At 60.4% G+C, this 22224-nt stretch carries 19 protein-coding genes and 6 tRNA genes; 7 read left to right on the top strand and 18 right to left on the bottom strand.

Annotated elements, in window-relative coordinates; translation table 11 throughout:
• Positions 1 to 173 precede the first annotated feature (173 nt).
• Entirely contained in the window at positions 174 to 1121 is a 948-nt protein-coding gene (gene treR, locus I6L40_RS04890) for a trehalose operon repressor TreR (protein WP_216995066.1), read from the bottom strand.
• A gap of 137 nt (positions 1122 to 1258) precedes the next feature.
• On the opposite strand from treR, the gene I6L40_RS04885 reads away from it, so the two are divergent.
• The 6 genes from I6L40_RS04885 (at position 1259) to pbpG (ending at position 6911) form a co-directional block, all read left to right on the top strand.
• Positions 1259 to 2209 carry an AEC family transporter gene (locus I6L40_RS04885; protein ID WP_041210889.1) on the top strand — a complete coding sequence of 317 codons (951 nt, stop codon included), beginning with the start codon at positions 1259 to 1261 and terminating at the stop codon, positions 2207 to 2209.
• 174 nt (positions 2210 to 2383) lie between these two features.
• A complete protein-coding gene (locus I6L40_RS04880; RefSeq protein WP_071914838.1) occupies positions 2384 to 2578 on the top strand; it encodes a heavy-metal-associated domain-containing protein in 195 nt (64 codons plus the stop codon).
• A gap of 130 nt (positions 2579 to 2708) precedes the next feature.
• Complete coding sequence (ansB, locus tag I6L40_RS04875; protein ID WP_041210891.1) at positions 2709 to 3767, top strand: L-asparaginase 2; 1059 nt, start codon at positions 2709 to 2711, stop codon at positions 3765 to 3767.
• 180 nt (positions 3768 to 3947) lie between these two features.
• Positions 3948 to 5240, top strand: coding sequence for a hemolysin family protein (locus I6L40_RS04870; RefSeq protein WP_033115934.1), 1293 nt, complete (start codon positions 3948 to 3950; stop codon positions 5238 to 5240).
• An 18-nt stretch (positions 5241 to 5258) separates the two neighbouring features.
• Complete coding sequence (locus I6L40_RS04865; protein ID WP_201915482.1) at positions 5259 to 5924, top strand: DedA family protein; 666 nt, start codon at positions 5259 to 5261, stop codon at positions 5922 to 5924.
• A gap of 159 nt (positions 5925 to 6083) precedes the next feature.
• Positions 6084 to 6911: a D-alanyl-D-alanine endopeptidase gene (pbpG, locus tag I6L40_RS04860; RefSeq protein WP_041210894.1), complete on the top strand. Its 828-nt coding sequence runs from the start codon at positions 6084 to 6086 to the stop codon at positions 6909 to 6911.
• A gap of 312 nt (positions 6912 to 7223) precedes the next feature.
• Here pbpG and I6L40_RS04855 read toward each other — a convergent pair.
• The 12 genes from I6L40_RS04855 to pncC form a co-directional block, all read right to left on the bottom strand.
• Positions 7224 to 7300, bottom strand: a tRNA-Arg gene (locus tag I6L40_RS04855).
• Between the two features lie 27 nt (positions 7301 to 7327).
• Positions 7328 to 7404 (bottom strand) — tRNA-Arg (locus tag I6L40_RS04850).
• A gap of 27 nt (positions 7405 to 7431) precedes the next feature.
• Positions 7432 to 7508 (bottom strand) — tRNA-Arg (locus tag I6L40_RS04845).
• A 27-nt stretch (positions 7509 to 7535) separates the two neighbouring features.
• A tRNA-Arg gene (locus I6L40_RS04840) sits at positions 7536 to 7612 on the bottom strand.
• 95 nt (positions 7613 to 7707) lie between these two features.
• Positions 7708 to 7784, bottom strand: a tRNA-Arg gene (locus tag I6L40_RS04835).
• Between the two features lie 4 nt (positions 7785 to 7788).
• A tRNA-Ser gene (locus I6L40_RS04830) sits at positions 7789 to 7881 on the bottom strand.
• A 214-nt stretch (positions 7882 to 8095) separates the two neighbouring features.
• Positions 8096 to 8284 (bottom strand): carbon storage regulator CsrA, encoded by a 189-nt coding sequence (csrA, locus tag I6L40_RS04825; RefSeq protein WP_005305164.1) that lies wholly within the window; start codon positions 8282 to 8284, stop codon positions 8096 to 8098.
• 103 nt (positions 8285 to 8387) lie between these two features.
• A complete protein-coding gene (locus tag I6L40_RS04820) occupies positions 8388 to 9626 on the bottom strand; it encodes an aspartate kinase (protein WP_041210820.1) in 1239 nt (412 codons plus the stop codon).
• A gap of 16 nt (positions 9627 to 9642) precedes the next feature.
• Positions 9643 to 12267, bottom strand: a complete 2625-nt coding sequence (alaS, locus tag I6L40_RS04815; protein ID WP_042033273.1) for an alanine--tRNA ligase — start codon at positions 12265 to 12267, stop codon at positions 9643 to 9645.
• 295 nt (positions 12268 to 12562) lie between these two features.
• Positions 12563 to 13072: a regulatory protein RecX gene (locus I6L40_RS04810; RefSeq protein ID WP_071914888.1), complete on the bottom strand. Its 510-nt coding sequence runs from the start codon at positions 13070 to 13072 to the stop codon at positions 12563 to 12565.
• A gap of 44 nt (positions 13073 to 13116) precedes the next feature.
• On the bottom strand, positions 13117 to 14181 hold the full coding sequence (gene recA, locus I6L40_RS04805) for a recombinase RecA (RefSeq protein WP_209297396.1): 1065 nt from the start codon (positions 14179 to 14181) through the stop codon (positions 13117 to 13119).
• Positions 14182 to 14261: 80 nt separating this feature from the next.
• Complete coding sequence (gene pncC / locus I6L40_RS04800) at positions 14262 to 14753, bottom strand: nicotinamide-nucleotide amidase (protein WP_033115928.1); 492 nt, start codon at positions 14751 to 14753, stop codon at positions 14262 to 14264.
• A gap of 217 nt (positions 14754 to 14970) precedes the next feature.
• Here pncC and mutS point away from each other — a divergent pair, with 217 nt between their 5' ends.
• Positions 14971 to 17553: a DNA mismatch repair protein MutS gene (gene mutS, locus I6L40_RS04795; RefSeq protein WP_216995065.1), complete on the top strand. Its 2583-nt coding sequence runs from the start codon at positions 14971 to 14973 to the stop codon at positions 17551 to 17553.
• A 68-nt stretch (positions 17554 to 17621) separates the two neighbouring features.
• Here the strand turns inward: mutS and cfa are convergent, their stop codons facing one another.
• The 5 genes from cfa to I6L40_RS04770 all read right to left on the bottom strand — a co-directional run bounded on the left by cfa (position 17622) and on the right by I6L40_RS04770 (position 22187).
• On the bottom strand, positions 17622 to 18770 hold the full coding sequence (gene cfa, locus I6L40_RS04790) for a cyclopropane fatty acyl phospholipid synthase (protein ID WP_216995064.1): 1149 nt from the start codon (positions 18768 to 18770) through the stop codon (positions 17622 to 17624).
• 247 nt (positions 18771 to 19017) lie between these two features.
• Positions 19018 to 19881 (bottom strand): patatin family protein, encoded by an 864-nt coding sequence (locus I6L40_RS04785; protein WP_041210815.1) that lies wholly within the window; start codon positions 19879 to 19881, stop codon positions 19018 to 19020.
• Positions 19882 to 20132: 251 nt separating this feature from the next.
• Positions 20133 to 21029 (bottom strand): hypothetical protein, encoded by an 897-nt coding sequence (locus I6L40_RS04780; RefSeq protein WP_216995063.1) that lies wholly within the window; start codon positions 21027 to 21029, stop codon positions 20133 to 20135.
• A 74-nt stretch (positions 21030 to 21103) separates the two neighbouring features.
• Positions 21104 to 21793, bottom strand: coding sequence for an LrgB family protein (locus I6L40_RS04775; protein ID WP_041210813.1), 690 nt, complete (start codon positions 21791 to 21793; stop codon positions 21104 to 21106).
• Entirely contained in the window at positions 21786 to 22187 is a 402-nt protein-coding gene (locus I6L40_RS04770) for a CidA/LrgA family protein (protein ID WP_041210812.1), read from the bottom strand. The genes I6L40_RS04775 and I6L40_RS04770 overlap by 8 nt, the downstream gene beginning before the upstream one ends.
• Positions 22188 to 22224 lie beyond the last annotated feature (37 nt).

The raw sequence follows: 22224 nt of genomic DNA, 5'->3' as shown, positions 1-22224 counted from the left end.
CCATTGAATAGTGGTCTGCATCGCCCTTGCGAGCCACTCTTTGGGCTCGAGCGTTTTTGGTATCGTTCCCATTTAGCATGCCGACAATCTTGCCAGATCAAAATGGGAACGTTCCCATTTCGTGGCCAGCGTCACAAAAAGCGCGTTTTTTGTTCAGCCGGAAGTGATGGGGGTCACAGGGTACGACAGGGGGCTATGGTCGCCAGCGGCGGCTGCTCCTGCTCGATCTGGCCGAGCAGCTGCCGCGCCGCCTGCTCCCCTGCCCCCTTGTAACCGAGATCCAGAGTGAGGGCGTTGGGAAAGAGGAAAGTGAACATGGGGTTGTTGCCAAGGCCGGTCACCAGCACCTCGCTACGCCCCTGCTCCTGCAGGTATTTCGCCGCGCCGATGGCGAGGGTGTCGCTGGCGCAGACCAGCGCGCCGGTAGTCGGAGTGAGCAGCTCGGCAGCCAACCGGTAGCCGCTCTGCAGGCTGAGATCTCCGAGGGCGTTGCGCGCCGCCAGCCCCTGCTCGGCGCAGTAGCCGAGGTAGGCGTCGAGCCGGCGCTGGCCGGTGGTGAGGTCGGCAGTATCCACCCCCAGATAGGCGATATCGCGGATACCGCGGGCAGCGAGCTGGCCCAGCATGGTGCGCACCGCCCCGACATCGTCAAAGCAGACCGAGGAGAAACCGGGATATTCGCGGGCGACCAGCACCAGCTTATCCCTGAGCGGCGCCATGGCGGCATAGTCGAGATCGTTGAAGGCGAACAGGATGATGCCATCCACTCCGCGCCGCTCCAGCACCGCCAGATGCTCCTGCACCTTGGCCGGAGAGAACTTGCTCTCCATCAGCACGGCGTCGTAGCCGCGCTGGTAGAGGGTCTCCAGCATGCCGCGCACCGCCTGATTCTCCGAGCTGGAGTCGAGCCGCGAGACGATGATCCCCACCACCTGCTGGCTCTGGCTGCGCATGGCCCGCGCCGACTTGCTCGGCACGAAGCCGTGTTCGGCGATGATCTGCTCCACCCGCTCGCGGGTCTCCTGCTTCACCTTGGGATCCTGATTGAGCACCCGGGAGACAGTCGACTTGCCGACCCCCGAGAGGCGGGCGATATCGAGGATGGTCAGTTTCTTGTCCATGGATTGACTCACTGGGGTTTGGCGCAGGCGGTGGAAATTGCCCACATTGTTGTGATTAACCCCTGTGAATACAAGCCCATGGCGTTAGAATGCCCTTTTTGCCCCGCTTCGGACGGCGCATCAGGAGGACGCCCACCATGGATCTGCTGGCCAGTCTGCTCTTCTCCCTCTCCATCACAGGCCCCATCTGCGTGATCCTGCTGCTCGGCATCTGGCTCAAACGGCTGGGGCTGCTGCCGGAGCCCTTCACCGAATCCGCCTCCCGGCTGGTGTTTCAGGTCACCCTGCCCGCCCTGCTCTTTCTCAGCATTCTTGGCACCAACTTCGCCACCATGCCGAGCCCCTGGTTTATCGGTTACGGCCTGCTGGCCACCGTCGCCAGCTATCTGGTACTGGAGCTGCTGGCGGGCCGCTTTATCGGCGAGCAGCGGCTGCGCGGTATCTTCGTGCAGGGGAGTTTTCGCGGCAACAGTGCCATCATAGGGCTCGCCTACGTGCAGAACGCCTATGGCCACGAGGGGCTTGGGGCGGCAGCGCTCTACGTCGGCGCGGTCACCGTGCTCTACAACATCCTCGCGGTCATCACCCTCACCCGCAGCCTCGGCGGCGCCACCGGCATTCGCCCCATCCTGCTTGGCATCATCAAGAATCCGCTCATCATCGCCATCGTGGCGGCCCTGCCGTTCAGCCTGCTCGGTATCAAGATGCCGCAGCTGCTGCTCACCACTGGCGGCTACTTCGCCAACATGACCCTGCCGCTGGCGTTGCTCTGCACCGGCGCCTCCCTCAGTCTCGGCGCCCTGCGCGGCGGGGCGGCGCTGACCGGCTGGGCCAGCGTGATGCGGCTCTGCCTCATTCCAGCGGTGTTCACTCTGGGGGCGGCCCTGCTCGGCTTCAGCCATCTGGAGCTTGGCATCCTGTTTCTTATCAGCGCTACCCCGACTGCCGCCGCCAGCTATGTGATGACCCGCGCCATGGGGGGCGACAGCGTGCTGGCAGCAAACATCATCGCCACCACCACCCTCGGTTCGCTGGTCACTACCAGCCTCGGGGCAACCCTGATGAATTACCTCGGTCTGATGTACTGACCCTGCCAGAGGAAACTGCCAACCTCATCGCCACTACGAACCTTGGCTCGCATGTCACCCATCCACCGGCTGGGAGCAATCCTGATGAACTATCTGGGTCTTATGTACTGACGGCTTGACCTTGCCGGAGGCGGCAGCTTTACCCTTGTGCCATATCAACCGAGGAGAGCATTTATGACCATCGAACTCACCGTCTCCGGCATGTCCTGTGGTGGTTGCGCCGCCAGCCTGCAAAAAGCCCTGCTGGCCCAGCCTGCGGTCACCACCGCGACCGTCGACTTTACCAGCAGCAAGGCCGTCATCGAGAGCGAGCTGAGCAAGGCCGAGCTGATCGCCCTGATCGAAGCCAAGGGTTTCTCTGCGAGTTAAATTATCTCTATAGAGGTATAAAACAGGTTAAAAATCTGTACTCACCTGTCTTTTGGTGAGTTTTATCACAGATATTGGTGGTTATCTGGGCAAACTGGCTGCAATTATTCCAACCATAAGGATTTGCAGCATGACCCTACCGATCCGCAAGACCCTGCTCGCCGCCGTCGTCGGCCTGACCCTCTCCCCCATGGCCATGGCGCTGCCCAACGTGCACATTCTGGCGACCGGCGGCACCATCGCCGGAGCTGGCCAGTCCGCTACCCAGTCCAACTACGAGGCTGGCAAGGTGGCCATCGAGACGCTGATCGCCGCCGTGCCCGAGATGAAAAACGTGGCCGACGTGCAGGGTGAGCAGGTGGTGAAGATCGGCTCCCAGGACATGAACGACGAGGTGTGGCTCAAGCTGGCCAAGCGGGTCAACGAGCTGCTGGCCAAGGATGATGTGGATGGCATCGTCATCACCCACGGCACCGACACCATGGAAGAGACCGCCTACTTCCTCAATCTGACCGTCAAGAGCGACAAGCCGGTGGTGCTGGTCGGCGCCATGCGCCCCTCCACCGCCATGAGCGCCGATGGCCCGATGAACCTCTACAACGCCGTGGTGACCGCCTCTGACCCCGCCTCCAAGGGACGTGGCGTCATGGTGGCGATGAACGACACCGTGCTCGATGCCCGCGACGTCACCAAGACCAACACCACCGGCGTGCAGACCTTTGCCTCCCCCAACTTCGGCCCGCTCGGCTACATCCACAACGGCAAGATCGACTATCAGCGCAGTCCGGCTCGCCTGCACACCAGCAAGACCCCGTTTGACGTGAGCAAGCTCGACAAGCTGCCGCAGGTTGGCATCGTCTACAGCTACGCCAACGCCACCGATCTGCCGGCCAAGGCGATGGTGGATGCCAAGTTCGACGGCATCGTCAGCGCCGGGGTGGGTAACGGCAACCTCTACCACACCCTGTTCGATACTCTGGCCAAGGCGAGCAAGGATGGCATCCGGGTCGTGCGCTCCGCCCGCGTACCGACCGGCTCCACCACTCTGGATGCCGAGATCGATGACGCCAAGTACGGCTTCGTCGCCGCCGAGACCCTCAACCCGCAGAAGGCGCGGGTGCTGCTGATGCTCTCCCTGACCCAGACCAAGGATCCCAAGCAGATCCAGCGCTACTTCCAGCAGTTCTGACAGGGGACTCTGCAATCATGCCAAGGGCGGGATCTCCCGCCCTTTTCTCCTCCCCGCGCATCACTCCCTGCCCCTGCGAGATCAAATTAGCGAGCAGGATCACCCGCTTTCACAAGCACATCGCCGCCAAATTCATTACACTGCCAGCGATATTTTCTACTCAAGGAGTGCAGCTGCAGTATGGAACTGTTGATCCTGTTGGGATTGATCTTGCTTAACGGCCTCTTCGCCATGTCGGAAATCGCCATCGTCACCGCCCGCAAGGCGCGCCTTGGCAAGCTGGCCAATGAAGGAAGCCGCTCGGCGGCCATCGCACTCAAACTCGGCGAAAACCCGACTCATTTCCTCTCCGCCGTGCAGATCGGCATCACCTCCATCGGCCTGCTCAACGGTATCTATGGCGAATCCCTGCTGGCCCAGCCCTTCTCCCTCTGGCTGCAGGAGTGGGGACTCTCCCCCAAGAGCAGCGGACTTATCGCCACCGTCATCGTGGTGGTGGGAGTAACCTACCTCTCCATCGTGGTCGGTGAACTGGTGCCCAAGCGGCTTGGCCAGCTCAGCGCCGAGCGCATCGCCTGTATGGTGGCGCGCCCCATGTTGTGGCTTGCCATCATGACCCGCCCCTTCGTCTGGCTGCTCTCGGCATCCACCAACACCACCTTGCGCCTGCTGCGGGTCAACCAGAATGGCAACGCCAACGTCACCGAGGAGGAGATCCATGCCATGCTGGTAGAGGGGTCGGAAGCCGGGGTGATCGAGGATCACGAACACACCATGCTGCGCAACGTGTTTCGTTTAGACGAGCGCAGCCTCTCCTCCCTGATGGTGCCGCGCAGCGATATCCGCTATCTGGATCTGGCGCTGCCGCTGGAGGCCAACCTGCAACGGCTGGTGGAGTATCGTCACAGCTTCTTTCCGGTCTGCGACGGCAGCCTGTCGGATCTGGTGGGGGTCATCAACGTCAGCAAGGTGCTGCACGCCTATATCAAGGGGGAGCCCATCGATCTGGCGGCCCTGACCCAGGATTGCAGCCTGCTGCCCGAGACCCTCAACGGGGTCGAGCTGCTCAACCACTTCCGCACCCACAGCGAACAGATGGTGATGGTGGTGGACGAGTATGGCGAGCTGCAGGGGCTGGTCACCCAGCAGGATCTGCTGGAGGCACTGGCCGGGGATTTCCAGCAGGAGGATGGCGAGGACAACTGGGCATTCCAGCGCGCCGACGGCAGCTGGCTGCTCGATGGCCTGATCCCGCTGCCCGAGTTGAAGGACTGTCTGGAGCTGGTTCGCCTGCCGGAAGAAGAAAAACATCACTATCACACCCTCGGAGGGCTTATCATGCTGCTCCTTGGTCGTGTTCCACACACCGGCGATCTGGTGACCCTGGAACAGTGGCAACTGGAAATTGTTGACATGGATGGTCTGCGCATCGACAAGGTGCTCGCCATGCCCTTGACCGATCAACCCAGCTAACCTGCGGAGTTTGCAAGTATGGAGCGGTTTTACCAACTGGCTCACGCCTTTATGCATCAGGATCTGGTGACCCTGTCCGATCCCAAGATGGCCTTCATGGTTTGCGCCGTCTTACTGACCTTTCTGGTATTGGAAAATGGCTTTATCCCCACCGCTTTCCTGCCCGGCGACAGCCTGTTGATCCTGACCGGCGTCCTCATCTATCAGGACGTGCTCTCCTTCGGGGTAATCCCGCTGCTGATCATGGCCACCTTCGTCGGCACCTGGCTCGGCTACATGCAGGGGCGCTTCCTCGGCCATACCCAGCTCTACCACCGGCTGCTCTCCCATGTGGAAGAGAAGCACCAGCAGAAGGTTTACTACCTGCTGGACAAATACGGGATCATCACCCTGATCACCGCCCGCTACATCGCCTTCGTCCGCACCGCCTACCCCTACATCGTCGGCGCCACCGAACTGCCGCAGGGCCGCTTTCTCATCGTCAATCTGATCAGCTCCATCATGTGGATCTGCCCGCTGGTGGGCTTCGGCTACTACCTGAGCCACACCAAACTGGCGGCCGAATATCAGTCCCAGTTCCTCAGCATCATCATCTACCTGCCGGTGGTGTTGCTGGTAGGTGGCGTCATCGCCCTCATCTGGCGCTGGATCAGCAAGCGCAAGTCCACCCGGCCCCAGAACTGACGCCGGCTGACCATGCCTGCACGAAGAGCCCTCCAATGGAGGGCTTTTTTGATCCCGCTTTTGCGCAAAGCGCAGAAATAGTCTCGATCGCCCCTTGTAAAGCCCGGTCAAAAATGAGTGAATCTAGCGCCTTTTTTCGATGGGAATGGAGTCGGTAGTATGCGGTGTCGGATTCGCGCAGTTGCGCTGGTTGTCGGCTTGATGGGAATGCTGGGATTGCCTGCGGCGAGTGCCGCCCCCAGCCCTGCCAAGCTGGATGTACGCTCGGAAAGCGCACTGGTGGTAGACGTCAACTCGGGCAAGACCCTTTATCAGAAGAATGCCAACAAGGCCCGTCCCATCGCCTCCCTCACCAAGCTGATGACGGCGCTGGTGGTGCTGGAAGCCCGGCAAAATCTGGATCAGATCATCACGGTCGACAAGGATGACATCGACCGGGTCAAGCACACCCACTCGCGCATTCGCATGGGCACCAAGGTGACCCGCCGCGACGCCCTGCATCTGGCGCTGATGTCCTCCGAGAACCGGATGGCCTCGGCCCTCGGCCGCCACTACCCGGGCGGCCGCAGCGCCTTCGTGCGCGCCATGAACAACAAGGCGCGTCAGCTGGGCATGCGCAATACCCACTTCTACGACTCCACCGGCCTCTCGACCCGCAACGTCGCGACTGCGCAGGATCTGGCCAAGCTGGTGGCTGCCGCCTATCGCCAGCCGCTGATCCGCCAGTTCACTCAGGACGAGAACCGCGAGATGCGTTTCACCACCCCGGCCTACAGCCTGATGTTCAACAACACCAACCCGCTGGTGAAAAACCCGGATTGGGATGTACGCCTCTCCAAGACCGGCTTTACCGATGAAGCGGGCCGCTGTCTGGTAATGCGTGCCAAGCCGGACAACCGCGAGCTGGCCATCGTGCTGCTCAACTCGGTGGGCAAGCGCACCCCGGTCGGCGATGCAAACCGCATTCGCAAATGGCTGAAAAGCTGAGTGAATCACTCCTATTGAAAAAGGATGCTGCGGCATCCTTTTTTATTGCCGCCAAACCGCGCAGGAGCGGGTTATAAGGCATTTGGCGGTAGTAGCCAGGTATCCACGCATGCAAGATAAACCACTGCAAACAGCGAGGTTTTGACGCGGTAGGCTAACGAGGAGAAACTGGCAGGAAGAAGTGGGAATACGGGGATTGCAGCAAGCTGGGAAGAGGCCGTTGCAGCACCATTAGCGGGAACAAGCGAGATGGATAGAGGGTGAAAAACGCCCATAAAAAAACAGCCCCGACCGAAGTCGAGGCTGTCTGTATGGTGCGCCCGAGAGGATTCGAACCTCTGACCACCTGGTTCGTAGCCAGGTACTCTATCCAGCTGAGCTACGGGCGCTCACAACTTGTAGCACTGCTTGAGATATGGTGCGCCCGAGAGGATTCGAACCTCTGACCACCTGGTTCGTAGCCAGGTACTCTATCCAGCTGAGCTACGGGCGCTCATAAATTGTTGCACTGCTTGAAACATGGTGCGCCCGAGAGGATTCGAACCTCTGACCACCTGGTTCGTAGCCAGGTACTCTATCCAGCTGAGCTACGGGCGCTCATAAATTGTTGCACTGCTTGAAACATGGTGCGCCCGAGAGGATTCGAACCTCTGACCACCTGGTTCGTAGCCAGGTACTCTATCCAGCTGAGCTACGGGCGCCCTGTTTTCAAACGATAAAAAAAGCTTACTCAACAGTAAGCCTTTTTCAGTGCTGACTTGCTGATGGTCAACACATGACTCCAAAGAGTCGAATATGGTGCGCCCGAGAGGATTCGAACCTCTGACCACCTGGTTCGTAGCCAGGTACTCTATCCAGCTGAGCTACGGGCGCAAAATGGCGGAGAAGGGGGGATTCGAACCCCCGATGCGGGTATAAGCCGCATACTCCCTTAGCAGGGGAGCGCCTTCAGCCTCTCGGCCACCTCTCCGTTTGCGGGGCTGATAATACTTCACAGGGATTTTTAGTCAAACACTTTTTTGGAGAAAAAAGCGTGTTCGCTCAGCATTTGGCCAAAGCGTGGAATATTCAAACAATATCGACACTTATCCCGCTCTTTTGCACCTTGCAGCGCGGTTTTGCCTGGCCTTAAAAAACAAAAGGCGACACATGAGGTGTCGCCTTGTCACAGCCATTAAAGCCGCTTAGAAGCCGGATTGACCCGGTACTTTCTCAGCCTGGATGCGCTGGTAGATCTCTTCGCGGTGTACGGAGACCTCTTTCGGCGCGTTAACACCGATACGGACCTGGTTACCTTTAACGCCCAGTACGGTGACAGTCACTTCATCACCAATCATCAGGGTTTCCCCTACACGACGAGTCAAAATAAGCATTCGCTTGCTCCTGTATCCTGTTTTGTTTTTATATCGATATGCGACATTATCTTACAAAGATACCGATATGGTAAATGGTTGAAACTAAATCAATCAGCGATTGTTAGCCCAAAGGCTGCTCTTGGGGCGCTTGATCCAATCCAAAAGCGGCGTGCAGGGCCCGCACCGCCAGCTCCAGATACTTCTCGTCAATCACCACCGAGATTTTGATTTCAGAGGTAGAAATCAACTGCATGTTGATCCCCTCCTCGCCCAATACCTTGAACATGGTGCGCGCAACACCGGGATGGTTCCACATGCCGACACCGACAATGGAGACCTTGGCAATCTCGCCATTCCCCTGCACGCAGGAGGCGCCCAACTCGGTCGCAGTCTCCTCCAGCAGCGCACGGGCACGGCGGTAGTCGTCACGATTCACCGTGAAGGTGAAGTCGGCGGTGCCATCTCCCAGGGTATTTTGCACAATCATGTCGACATCAATGTTGGCGTCGCTGATCGGGTTCAGGATCTGCGCAGCCACGGTCGGTCTGTCCGGCACACCCAGAATGGTCAGGCTGGCCTCGTTGCGGTTAAAAGCGATCCCGGATACCAGGGGAGCTTCCATCCTCTCACCTCCATATGTGATTAAGGTTCCCTCTCCGTCGACAAAGCTCGACAGCACCCGCAGCGGGACGCGGTACTTGCCCGCAAACTCCACCGAGCGGATCTGCAGCACCTTGGCGCCGAGACTGGCCATCTCCAGCATCTCCTCGAAGGTGATGGTGTCGAGACGACGAGCCTTGGGCTCGATGCGCGGATCCGTGGTGTATACCCCATCCACATCGGTAAAGATCTGGCACTCATCGGCCTTGATGGCCGCCGCCACGGCAACTGCCGTGGTATCCGAACCGCCGCGGCCCAGCGTCGTGATGGCGTTATGCTCGTCACGGCCCTGGAAACCGGCGATCACCACCACCTTGCCCGCAGCCAGTTCGGCATGAACCAGCTCGGTGTCGATGTGGGTGATGCGCGCCTTGCCATAGGCGGAATCGGTATGAATCCGTACCTGATCGCCAGTCATCGAGACCGCCGGGCAACCGCGTTTGTTCAACGCGATGGCCAGCAGCGCTATGGTGACCTGCTCACCGGTGGAGACCAGTACATCCATCTCGCGCCGGTTGGCATCAGGATCCAGTTGCTGGGCCATGCCCAGCAACCGGTTGGTTTCGCCCGACATGGCGGAGACAACCACCACCACGTCGTGTCCCTGGGCGCGGGTCTGCTCGACCCGCTCAGCTACCGCCTCGATCCGCTCCAGTGTGCCGACCGAGGTGCCGCCGTACTTCTGTACATAGAGTGCCACAGATCACCTCGCCCGATTACAGGCGCTCTTCCAGCCAGGAGTGAACGGATTGCAGCGCTGCCGGCACCGCCTCAGGCTGGGTACCACCCGCCTGTGCCATGTCCGGACGGCCACCGCCCTTGCCACCCACCTGCTGGGCAACCAGATTGACCAGCTCACCGGCCTTGACCTTGCCGGTCAGGTCGTTGGTGACGCCCGCGATCAGGTTGACCTTGCCGTCGGCACAGGTTGCCAGCAGCACAACACCGGACTTCATCTGGTTCTTCAGCTCGTCCAGCATGCCGCGCAGGGATTTCGGATCGGCCCCTTCCAGCGCTGCAACCAGCACCTTCTGACCGTTGATCTCGATCACCTGACCCAGCAGGTCGTTACCGGCCTGAGCGGCCAGCTTGGCCTTGAGCTGCTCCAGCTCGCGCTCCATCATCTTGGCCTTGTCCAGCATCTGGCGAACCTTGTCGGCGATGCAGAACTGGTCGCCTTTCACCAGGGCAGCAGCCTCTTCGATCTGCTCGCCAACCTGATGCATGAAGTCGATGGCCGCTTTGCCGGTCACCGCTTCGATACGGCGCACACCAGCCGCGATGCCGCTCTCGGCGATGATCTTGAAGAAGCCGATATCACCGGTGCGCTTGGCGTGAGTACCGCCGCACAGCTCGGTGGAGTAGTCGCCCATGCGCACAACACGCACGTCGTCTTCATATTTTTCACCAAACAGCGCCATGGCACCGGCGGACTTGGCCGCTTCCAGATCCATCAGCTGGGTGGTGATTTCGTGGTTGGCGCGGATCTGGTTGTTGACCAGCTCCTCGACCCGGCGAATGGTCGCCATGGTCAGCCCCTCGAAGTGGGAGAAGTCGAAACGCATGCGCTCGGCTCCAACCAGAGAACCTTTCTGGGTGACATGCTCGCCCAGTGCCTGACGCAGAGCTGCGTGCAGCAGGTGAGTTACGGAGTGGTTCAGGGCGATGGCCTGGCGACGGTCAGCGTCCACCACGGCCTCAACCTCGGCCCCTTTCTCCAGGGTGCCCAACTCCATATAACCCTTGTGGATGATCGCCTTGCCCGCTTTCAGGGTGTCGGTCACGGCAAAGATGCCGTCGTCCACTTTCAGAGTACCGCTGTCGCCAATCTGGCCGCCGGACTCGGCGTAGAAGGGGGTCTCTTCCAACACGATGACAGCTTCGTCACCGGCGATCAGACCGCTCACCTCTTCCACACCCTTGTAGATGCCGACCACGCGAGTGCGCTCGCTCAGGGTCTTGTAACCGGTGAAGGGGGTCTCGAAGTCGAGCTTGAGCATCTCGTTGTAGTTCACGCCGAAGCTGGACGCTTCCTTGGCACGAGCACGCTGCTTCTCCATCTCGGCCTTGAAGCCCTCTTCGTCGATGCCGATCTCGCGCTCGCGCACCACGTCGGCAGTCAGGTCGGCCGGGAAGCCGTAAGTGTCATAGAGCTTGAACACCACTTCACCCGGAATAACCTTGGCATCGCCCAGGTTAGCCAGAGCGTCTTCCAGCAGCAGCAGACCGCGATCCAGCGTGCGGACGAACTGCTCCTCTTCGATGCGCAGCACGCGCTCGACCAGCGGCAGCTGGGCGATCAGCTCGGCAGCGACATCCTTCATCTGCACTGCCAGCTCGGCAGCCAGTTTGTAGAAGAAGACATCGGTAGCGCCCAGCTTGCGACCGTGACGCACGGCGCGGCGGATGATGCGGCGCAGCACATAGCCACGACCTTCGTTGGACGGCATCACGCCATCTGCCACCAGGAAGGCGCAGGAGCGGATGTGGTCAGCAATAACGCGCAGGGACTGGTTGCTCAGATCGGTGGTGCCGACAATCTCGGCCGCTTTCTTGATCAGTGCCTGGAAGATGTCGATTTCGTAGTTGGAGTGGACACCCTGCATGATGGCGGAGATACGCTCCAGACCCATGCCGGTATCCACGGACGGACGCGGCAGCGGCTCCATGGTGCCGTCAGCCTGACGGTTGAACTGCATGAACACCACGTTCCAGATCTCGATGAAACGGTCGCCATCCTCTTCCGGTGAGCCGGGACGGCCACCCCAGATGTGATCGCCGTGGTCATAGAAGATCTCGGTGCAGGGACCGCACGGGCCGGTATCGCCCATCGCCCAGAAGTTGTCGGAAGCGTAAGGGGCGCCCTTGTTGTCACCGATGCGCACGATGCGATCGGCCGGGACACCGACCTCTTTTTCCCAGATGTCGAAAGCTTCATCGTCAGTCGCGTAGACGGTCACCAGCAGGCGATCTTTCGGCAGCTGCAGCACCTCGGTCAGGAAGCCCCATGCAAACTTGATGGCATCCTGTTTGAAGTAGTCACCGAAGCTGAAGTTGCCCAGCATTTCGAAGAAGGTGTGGTGACGAGCGGTATAGCCGACGTTTTCCAGATCGTTGTGCTTACCACCGGCACGCACGCAACGCTGGGAAGTCGTCGCGCGATTGTAGGCACGCTTGTCTGCGCCAAGGAACACATCCTTGAACTGGTTCATACCCGCGTTGGTAAACAACAGGGTCGGGTCGTTATGCGGTACCAGCGAGCTGGAGGAGACAACCTGGTGCCCCTGGGAACGGAAATACTCGAGAAACGCAGCGCGAATCTCTGACGTGGACATATACATGGAAAATCCTGCTTGATTCGAATACGGACTTTTAACCGCATTAATGTAAGTTTTCTGCGGGGTAAAGTAAAACGGACAGGGCCGCCACGGGCGAAAAAGCGCACATAAACGGGCCAGAAAAGAGCGCCACTGCTCACAGTGGCTTTTTTCACTGTCGAGAGGCAAAAAAGCAGCGCATAAAGAGGGATGAGATGAACAAAAGGCGGCTTTTTCGGGATTGCGCGCGCAAGCTACTGAGCCGGCAGGAAAAATATGCAACAAGGAGAGGTAAAACGACTGTTGCCACGCAGTGGCGTTACTCCTCCCGCTCCTGCAGGGCCGAGATGGCATAACGGGCCTGATCCTGGGTAAAGCCGCGCCCCAGCAGATATTTGAGCCACTTCATCCGCAGCTTGAAATCGGCCAGATCGGCAATTTTTGCCCGTCGCTCCAGCAGTTCGAAGGCAAGCTCGAACCAGTCCAGCTCGGGTTGCTCGAAGGCGGCATCGATCTGGCCATCGTCCAGCCCCTTGCGGCGCAGGTCGAAACGGATTTTGAGCGGGCCATGTCCCTTGGCGACACCGGCCCGCACCGCCATGGCACCATAACGTTCGTCATTGACCCAGTTATAACCGCGGCAGTAGTCGACCACCGCCTCGATCACCTCTTCCTGATAGCCCTGCTGGCGCAGGCGTCTGGCCAGCTCCGATTCGGCACTCTCGCGGCGGGCCAGACTGCGCATGGCATAGCCGCGGGCAGCGGCCAGCTGCTCGGCAAAGGTCGGCTCGGCGGGCTCGACCGGTTCGGTCACGGATTCATCTACCATCTTAAATAACAAGGCCGGGTATCTACCCGGCCTTCCTTTGTTCCTTATTCGAACTCTTGTTCGCTTTCGGCATCGAACTCGTCTGCCTCAACCGGTGCAGCCTTGTCATCGACAGGTACGGCACCGGAGAGCAGCAGCTCGCGCAGTTTGGCTTCCACTTCGCCAGCCAGCACCTTGTTCTCGGCGAACAGCTTCATCACGTTGGCCTTGCCCTGACCAATCTTCTCGCCGTTGTAGCTGTACCAGGCACCGGCCTTGTCGATCAGCTTGTGCTTGACGCCGAGATCCACCAGCTCACCCTCTTTGGAGATACCGGCACCGTAGAAGATCTGGAATTCGGCCTGCTTGAAGGGAGGGGCAACCTTGTTCTTCACTACCTTGACGCGGGTCTCGTTACCGACCACTTCGTCGCCTTCCTTGATGGCGCCGGTACGACGGATATCCAGACGCACGGAGGCGTAGAACTTGAGCGCGTTACCACCGGTAGTGGTCTCCGGGCTACCGAACATGACGCCGATCTTCATCCGGATCTGGTTGATAAAGATGCACAGGCAGTTGGCGTTTTTGATGTTGGCGGTCAGCTTGCGCAGCGCCTGGGACATCAGACGGGCCTGCAGGCCAACGTGGGAGTCACCCATCTCGCCTTCGATTTCCGCTTTCGGAGTCAGGGCCGCCACGGAGTCGACGATGATGACGTCAACGGCGTTGGAGCGCACCAGCATGTCGCAGATCTCCAGCGCCTGTTCACCGGTATCCGGCTGGGAGATAAGCAGGTCGTCGACGTTGACGCCCAGCTTGGCAGCATAGATAGGATCCAGCGCGTGCTCAGCATCGACGAAGGCACAGGTCTTGCCCTTCTTCTGGGCTTCGGCGATCACCTGCAGGGTGAGGGTGGTTTTACCGGAAGATTCCGGGCCGTAGATCTCGACGATACGACCGCACGGCAGACCACCGATCCCCAGCGCCACGTCCAGAGAGAGGGAGCCGGTGGAGATGGCTTCGATATCCATGGTCTTGCTGTCGCCCAGACGCATGATGGAGCCTTTGCCGAACTGCTTTTCAATCTGACCCAGCGCAGCCGCCAGTGCCTTCTGTTTGTTCTGATCCATGCCAATCTCCGCTGGAAATCGTGAGTAAAAAATGAAGTTGGGCTAAGTATACTGTCTATTCATACAGTATCAAGCCCAATTTATCTGAGCAGGGCCAACAGACCCGACAAGGCCTGTCTCACCGCCTGCTGGCGCACCTGCCGGCGATCCCCGTCGAAGCGGGCCAGCAGGGAGTGGTGGCGGCCATTGCTGTCGGCCCAGGCGAACCAGACGGTGCCGACCGGCTTGCCCTCGGTCGCACCGCCGGGGCCGGCGATGCCGCTGATGGCAACGCTGATGGAGGCAGACGAGTGCGCCAGCGCACCGCGGGCCATCTCCAGCACCACCGCTTCGCTCACCGCGCCGTGCCGCTCAAGGCTCTCGCGGCTCACTCCCAGCATCTGCTGTTTGGCCTCATTGGTGTAGGTGACAAAACCGCGATCGAACCAGCCGGAGCTTCCCGCGATGTCGGTGATAGCCGTAGCCACTCCACCGCCGGTACAGGATTCGGCGGTCGCCGCCAGCCAGCCCCGTTGACCAAGGGCCCGCCCCAGCTCGATGGCGAGGTGCTCTATCTCTGCGTCCAGTTTCATCACAGCTCCTTCTGATGCGTGGAAAGGGCACATTATGCGATCCCGCCACTGCCCCTCGCAACTGAGCTGATTGTCACAAGGCTGATGACTCGCATCAGCCAAATGGTGGTGTGAGCCAACCTCCCCCGGCGCGGCGCTTATGTGTAGAATGGCGCCATCAAGCTCAAGGCTCATCACCGCAGACCCGGGCCCGCAGAGGCCCCTTCTGGAATAGAACATGACCGCACAACACCAAGCTACTGGCGCAGCGCCAAGCGCCAATCTCAGCGCCCACACGCCCATGATGCAGCAGTATCTGACCCTCAAGGCCGAGAACCCGGAGATCCTGCTGTTCTACCGGATGGGCGACTTCTACGAGTTGTTCTATGACGATGCCCGCAAGGCCTCCCAGCTGCTCGACATCTCCCTGACCAAGCGCGGCCAGTCGGCCGGTAGCCCCATCCCGATGGCGGGTGTTCCCTATCACGCCATCGAAGGGTATCTGGCCAAGCTGGTGCAGCTCGGCGAGTCTGCCGCCATCTGCGAGCAGGTAGGGGATCCCGCCACCAGCAAGGGGCCGGTGGAGCGCAAGGTGATCCGCATCATCACCCCGGGCACCGTCTCCGACGAGGCGCTGCTCAGCGAGCGGCAGGACAACCTGATCGCCGCCGTCTACCACGATGGCCGCCGCTTCGGCTACGGCACCATGGACATTGGCTCCGGCCGCTTCTTCATCAACCAGTTCGAGAAAGAGGAGACCCTGCTGGCGGAGCTGCAGCGCACCAATCCGGCGGAGCTGCTCTACCCCGAATCCTTCGCCTTCCTGCACCACGTCGAGGGTCGCCGCGGTCTTCGCCGCCGCCCGGAGTGGGAGTTTGAGCTGGGCACTGCCCGCAAGCTGTTGTGCCAGCAGTTCGGGACCCAGGATCTGGTGGGCTTTGGCGTCGAACAGAGCGAGACCGCCCTGTGCGCTGCCGGTTGCCTGATGCAGTACGTCAAGGACACCCAGCGCACCGCCCTGCCCCACATTCGCAGCGTGCGCCTCGAGCAGCCCGATCATGCGGTCATCATGGATGCCGCCACCCGCCGCAATCTGGAGCTGACCCAGAATCTGGCCGGCGGTCACGACAACACCCTCTCCGCCGTGCTCGATTGCACCGCCACGCCGATGGGCAGCCGGCTGCTCAAGCGCTGGATCCACCAGCCGATCCGCGACCGGGTGATCCTCAAAGGTCGCCAGAGCACCATCAAGGAGCTGATCGAGCAGAACCTCTATGACGAGTTGGGCGGATTGCTGCGTCAGGTCGGCGATGTGGAGCGGGTGCTGGCGCGTCTGGCCCTGCGCTCGGCCCGTCCGCGCGATCTCACCCGGCTGCGGCAGGCTTTTGCCCAGCTGCCCGAATTGCAGCGCTTGCTGGCGGAGAGCGAGCACGAAGCTGTGCAGCAGTTGCGCGAGCGGGCCAGCACCTTCCCCGAGCTGCTGGACCTGCTGGAGCGCGCCGTGATGGAGGTGCCGCCGGTGCTGATCCGCGATGGCGGCGTCATCCGTGAAGGGTTCAACGCCGAGCTGGACGAGCTGCGGGATCTGGCCAACGGCGCCACCGCCAGCCTCGCCCGCATCGAGGAGCGGGAGAAGCTGCTGACCGGCATCAACACCCTCAAGGTGGGTTACAACAAGGTGCACGGCTTCTATATCGAGGTAAGCCGCGCCAACAGCCATCTGGTGCCGGCCCACTACATCCGCCGCCAGACCCTCAAGAACAACGAACGCTACATCATCGACGAGCTGAAAAAGTACGAGGATCGGGTGCTCACCGCCCAAGCGCAGGCGCTGGCGCTGGAGAAACGCCTCTACGAGGAGCTGCTCGATGCTCTGCTGCCGCACCTTGGCGATCTGCAGGAGTCTGCTGCCGCGCTGGCGGAGCTGGACGTGCTGGCCAACCTGGCCGAGCGGGCCGAGACCCTCGACTACCGCTGCCCCACCCTCATCGACGAAGATCAGATCATCATCGAGGCGGGCCGCCATCCGGTGGTGGAGCAGGTGATGACCGACCCCTTCATCGCCAACCCCATCCGGCTGGAGCGGGAGCGGCGGATGCTGATCATCACCGGCCCCAACATGGGCGGTAAATCGACCTATATGCGCCAGACCGCGCTGATCGTGCTGCTGGCCCATATCGGCGCCTTCGTCCCCGCCGACAGCGCCCGTATCGGCCCCATCGACCGCATCTTCACCCGCATCGGAGCCTCGGATGATCTGGCATCGGGAAGATCCACCTTTATGGTGGAGATGACCGAGACCGCCAATATCCTCAACAACGCCACCGCCCGCAGTCTGGTGCTGATGGACGAGATTGGCCGCGGCACCAGCACCTACGACGGCCTCTCGCTGGCGTGGGCCTGCGCCGAACAGCTGGCGAGCAAGATCGGCGCCTACACCCTGTTTGCCACCCACTACTTCGAGCTGACCCGCTTGCCGGAGCTGATGAGCGGTCTGGCCAACGTCCACCTGGATGCGGTGGAGCACGGCGACACCATCGCCTTTATGCACGCGGTGCAGGAAGGTGCGGCCAGTCGCTCCTACGGTCTGCAAGTTGCCGCACTGGCGGGGGTGCCGAAATCGGTGATCCAGCAGGCCCGTCACAAACTGCATGAGCTGGAGAGCGCCACCCCGGTAGCCGCCGGTGAAACCCGCCCGGCCCCGGTGGCCATGGCGCCCCAGAGCCATCCGGTAGTCGATGAGCTGGAAGCGGTGCGTCCCGACGAGCTCACCCCGCGGCAGGCGCTGGATCTGCTCTATCGCCTCAAGCAGATGCTGTAACTAGCGCCTGCCGATCAAAAAGGGGAACCGCGAAGTTCCCCTTTTCATTCGCACCAGCGCCCCACGCCCTAACGGGGCACACGGATCCCGCCGGTCACCCCTTTGGGGCTGAACAGCACCTGCCAGAGCTGAATATCCCGCGCCCGGAATGCCCCGGCACAAGCATTCAGGTAATAGGTGAACATCCGGTAGAATCGCTCGTTGTAATGCGACTTCAATTTCGGCCAGGCCGCATTGAAACGAGTCAGCCATGCCATCAGGGTGCGATCATAATCGGCACCGAAATTATGCCAATCTTCCATGACAAATTGTTTTTCACTGCTCTGGGCTATTTGCAATATCGAGGGGAGACAACCATTCGGAAAAATATATTTATCAATCCACTTGTCCACATTCAAATCAGTTTTATTTGAGCCGATGGAATGCAATAGGAAAAGGCCATCTTCTACCAGATTATTGGCGACCACCTCAAAATAGGTCGCATAGTTTTTCGGCCCGACGTGTTCAAACATCCCTACCGATACAATCCGGTCAAATTGCTCGTTGAGATCGCGATAATCCTGCAGACGGATCTCGACCGGCAACCCGGAACAGTTCTCCTGTGCCAGCGCCTGCTGCTCCGCCGAGATGGTCACACCGACCACCGACACCCCATAATGCTCGGCAGCAAAACGAGCCAGTCCACCCCAGCCACATCCGATATCCAGCAGCCGCATCCCCTTTTGCAGCCGCAGCTTTTCGCAAATCAGGTGCAGTTTATCGCTCTGCGCCTGCTCCAGATTATCGGCTCTGGCCCAGTAACCACAGGAGTACTGCATATAGGGGTCCAGCATCAGCTCAAACAGATCGTTGCCAAGATCATAATGCTCCCGCCCGACCTGCCAGGCACGTCTGCGACTCTGCCTGTTCACCAGTCGGCTGGTGAGTACATAGGCAATGTCGGAGAGGTGACGCGGAATACGCTCTTCAACTCCGGCCACCAGCAGGCGATGGAACAGCATGTCAAGCCGCGGGCAATCCCACCAGCCATCCATGTAGCTCTCACCCAGTCCCAACGACCCCTCTTTGATAACCCGGGAGAAAAAGAGGTGATTATTTATTTTGATATCATATGGCTGGGGGCCATTAATCGTCACACCGGCATATTCAAGCAGCTCTGCGACAATATTGTAATAGTGGCTTTCAGCTACGCACAATTCCAACTCTTGGGTTGCCATAACAATATTCCTTTTCAATTTTCAGATAATCCTCCTCGGCATATAAATAGCGACCAAAAACAACATCGGTGAAAATAAGGGAAAAGGATGCCCCGTCATCAACCATCAAATAATGGGATGAATCTATATGTCACCTGGTTGCTGCCGGCTAGCAAGTCATGCCGATGGCGGATCAACAGCTACAACGCAAATAGAGGAATGAACCGACCTTTGATATAGCCAGACTCATCCAATCAATGTTTGGCCCTCAGGCGACTGCCATCACCTCGCCAGCCGCCCGCAGCAGACTCTGGCGCCCTTGCCAGTAGCCCTGCAGATAGCCGGACTCCAGCTTGAGCTGATCGCGGGTAAAGCGGGAGACCGGAAAACCGGCCGGTGGCGCGATCACCTCGATCTCGCAATCGGCAGGCGGCGTTTCGATAAAGTCGAGGGCGCGGTTGTAGGCCACATCCCGTGCCAGCATCGCCTGTGCCAGTGCAGGCTGGGTCTTGAGCAGCGCCTTCACCATCCAGCAGAAGCGGGCCGGCTTCTTGCGATAACCGCGCGGCTCGGAGAGCACCACCGTCATCCGCCGTGCCCCGCGTCGATAGGCCTCGATCACCGGGATGGAGTCGCTGATGCCGCCATCCGCCATGGGACGGCCATCGACAGAGGGAGTCTCGTGCTGCACCACCGGCAGGGCGCAGGTGGCGGTCAGCACCTCGTCCATGTTGTCGGGGCGCACCGGCAGGTAGACGGCTTCACCGGTCGCCACATCGGTGGTCACCGCATAGAAGGGAATGCGGCAGGCGGAGAAGGTGTCGAGATCGAGGGGAAAACGGTAACGACTGGTCCGCCAGAGCCAGCTGATATCCACCAGATCGCCCCCCTTGACGAAGCGCAGCGGGTCGAGAAAGTCGCTGCTGCAGGCCAGCTCGGTGATGATGTGATGGCTGCGGCGTGGCTGCTCGCTCAGGTAAGAGACCAGATTGGTCGCCCCGGCCGAGACGCCCATGACGAAATCGAACGGGTAGTGGTGGCTTTCCACGAAGGCATCGAGCACGCCACTGGCGAAGATGCCGCGCATGGCGCCCCCTTCGACAATGAGCGCGTTGGTAGCAGAAGAGAACATGTGAAGGCTCCGTCAGCGGTAACAAATCCGGGGCATGCCCCGATCGGTGATGGACGCCTTCATGTCGGACACCAAGACGCCTGAACTGGACGGTTCGGACAGTGTCGCTGCGCCGATACCGTGAAGCAAAGCCAGTATATGCAGCAGAAAATCATTCTAAAAATGAATTTAAATAATAAACATCATGCCACTTTGGAATGATTTGCACCGCAAAAAGGCCAGCCGCAGGGCTGGCCGTGTTTTCGCTTCACTCAGGGCAAGCCGGGGCCAAAACGCCCGGTCACCGGATCGTAGTGGTAGGCGTCGTAATCAAAGTCGATCCCTTTGAGCAGCGGATTGGGCAGCTCGAACAACTGCCGCTCATGGAGCCTGGCCTGATCGAGGGAGGGTTTGAAGTGGTGCAGCCAGAGCCGCTGCAGCGAGCCATCCTGCCACGCCAGCTTGAGCCCGGCCTGAATGCGCCGGATCCCCGCCTGATTCTCCTTGAAGGTGTAAAAGAGATGGAGGAATGGGTAGTGCAGGGCGATATGCTGCTCCACGGTGAGGCCGGGCAGATCCCGGTGCTGATCCAGCTCGGTGAAGAGCTCGTTGGCGCCGCGGCAAAAGAGATCGGCCCGCCCACGGGCCACCAGCTTGAACAGCCGCTCGTAGCTGTCCACCTCCTGCACCTGCAGACCGGCCGCCCGCAGAATGGCGGCATCCTGCCAGCCGCGCCCCTGCACGTTCTGGTACTGCTTGAGCTGCTCGAAGCGGGTCACCCCGGCAATGGCCTTCGCCTGCTGCGGGCTGACGAAGCAAATGCGATAGCCGAGGATGCCGAGCTCAACCGGAAAGCGGACATAGTCGAGGGCCTCACCGCTATCGGGCTGCGGCGTATCGACGGCAAAGAAGTTGGGATAGAAGTTGGTCTGCAGCACCTGCCGCAGCCGGATCCGGTTCATCGGCGGCGCCGCCCGCAGCTCGTAGTCACCGAAGCTGTCGCGGGTTTTTTCCAGCGCCAGCTGCAGCAGCTCGCGAAAATAGATGGTGCGCTGATCCCGGTCACTCTCCGGGCTGATATGGGTAAAGACGTCGCTCGCCCGCAGTGGGACGGCAAGAAGTGAGAGGCTGCACAGCAGCAAGAAGGACGCGAGGCGATGAAAGGTCATACTGCTCATCCCGGGAATACACGCTCACTAGAGTGTAGCGCCGGGACGAGCAGCCTTGTAAAGGGAAGCTCAGCCTACCAGAACATCCGGCCCAGCAGGGGCGCCAGCAGCACGGTCACCATACCGGCAATCATCATCACCATGCTGGAGACTACCCCCTCTTCGTTACCCATCTGATAAGCCTTTGCGGTGCCGGCGCCGTGGGCCGAGGCGCCAAACCCCGCCCCCTTGCCGAGACGACTGCGAATGGCCAGCACGGTGAGCACGCTCTCCCCCACCGCCATGCCGATGACGCCGGTCAGCACCACAAACAGCGCCGTGAGATCGCTCTGACCGCCGATGGCGCGGGTCGCCTCCACCGCAAACGGCGTGGTGATGGAGCGCATCGCCAGACTGCGCTGCAGCATGTCGGAGAGATCGAGCCAGCGGGCCAGCAGCACGGTACTCCCCACCGCCATGATGACCGAGGCGACCACCCCCACCGACAGCGACAGCCAGTGGCGACGAATGAGCTGGCGGTTCTCGTAGACCGGCACCGCGAAGGCGACGGTCGCCGGGCCCAGCAGCCAAAGCAGCCAGTGGGATTCCGCCATGTAGTCCTGATAGGGGATGTGGAACAGCAGCACCACGGCCACCAGTAGGGTCGGCGCCAGCAGCAGCGGCATCAGCGGCAGGATCCGCTTTTTGCCGTAGAGCCATTTGCTGGCGTAGTAGAAGAGCAGGGTAAGGGCGAAACAGATCAGCCCGAGCAGGGTATCAGACATGACGGCGACTCCGGCGGGCCAGTTTCAGTTCGAGGCGGTAAACCCGGTCCACCACCAGCGCCGTGGTGCCGAGTACCAGAGTGGTGCTCACCAGCAGCACCACCATGATGCGCCACCCCTCTTGCAGCAGCAGCTCCTGATAGTTGACCACCGCCACCACGGCGGGGACGAAGAAGAGCAGCATCTCCGCCAGCAGCCAGCGCGCACCGGCACTGAACCATTCGGCCTTGACCACTCCGAGCAGGATGCAGGCCAGCAGCAACAGCATGCCGGTGAGGTTGGCGGGCAGCGGCAGATGTAGGGTTCGAACCGCGGTATCGGCCAGCAGCCAGATGGCTGCCAGCAACACAATCTGGAAGGGAGTCTGTAACCAGCGCAGGGCAAGGGATTTCATGATTAAGGGTCTTTCTGTGAACTGGTTCACAGTATAG

Origin of the sequence: Aeromonas sp. FDAARGOS 1410 (assembly GCF_019048745.1) — a bacterium.
In the GTDB taxonomy this organism is placed as follows: Bacteria; Pseudomonadota; Gammaproteobacteria; order Enterobacterales; family Aeromonadaceae; genus Aeromonas; species Aeromonas jandaei.
The sequence above is the reverse complement of the archived record's forward strand: the minus strand, read 5'-3'. Positions and strand labels throughout refer to the sequence as shown.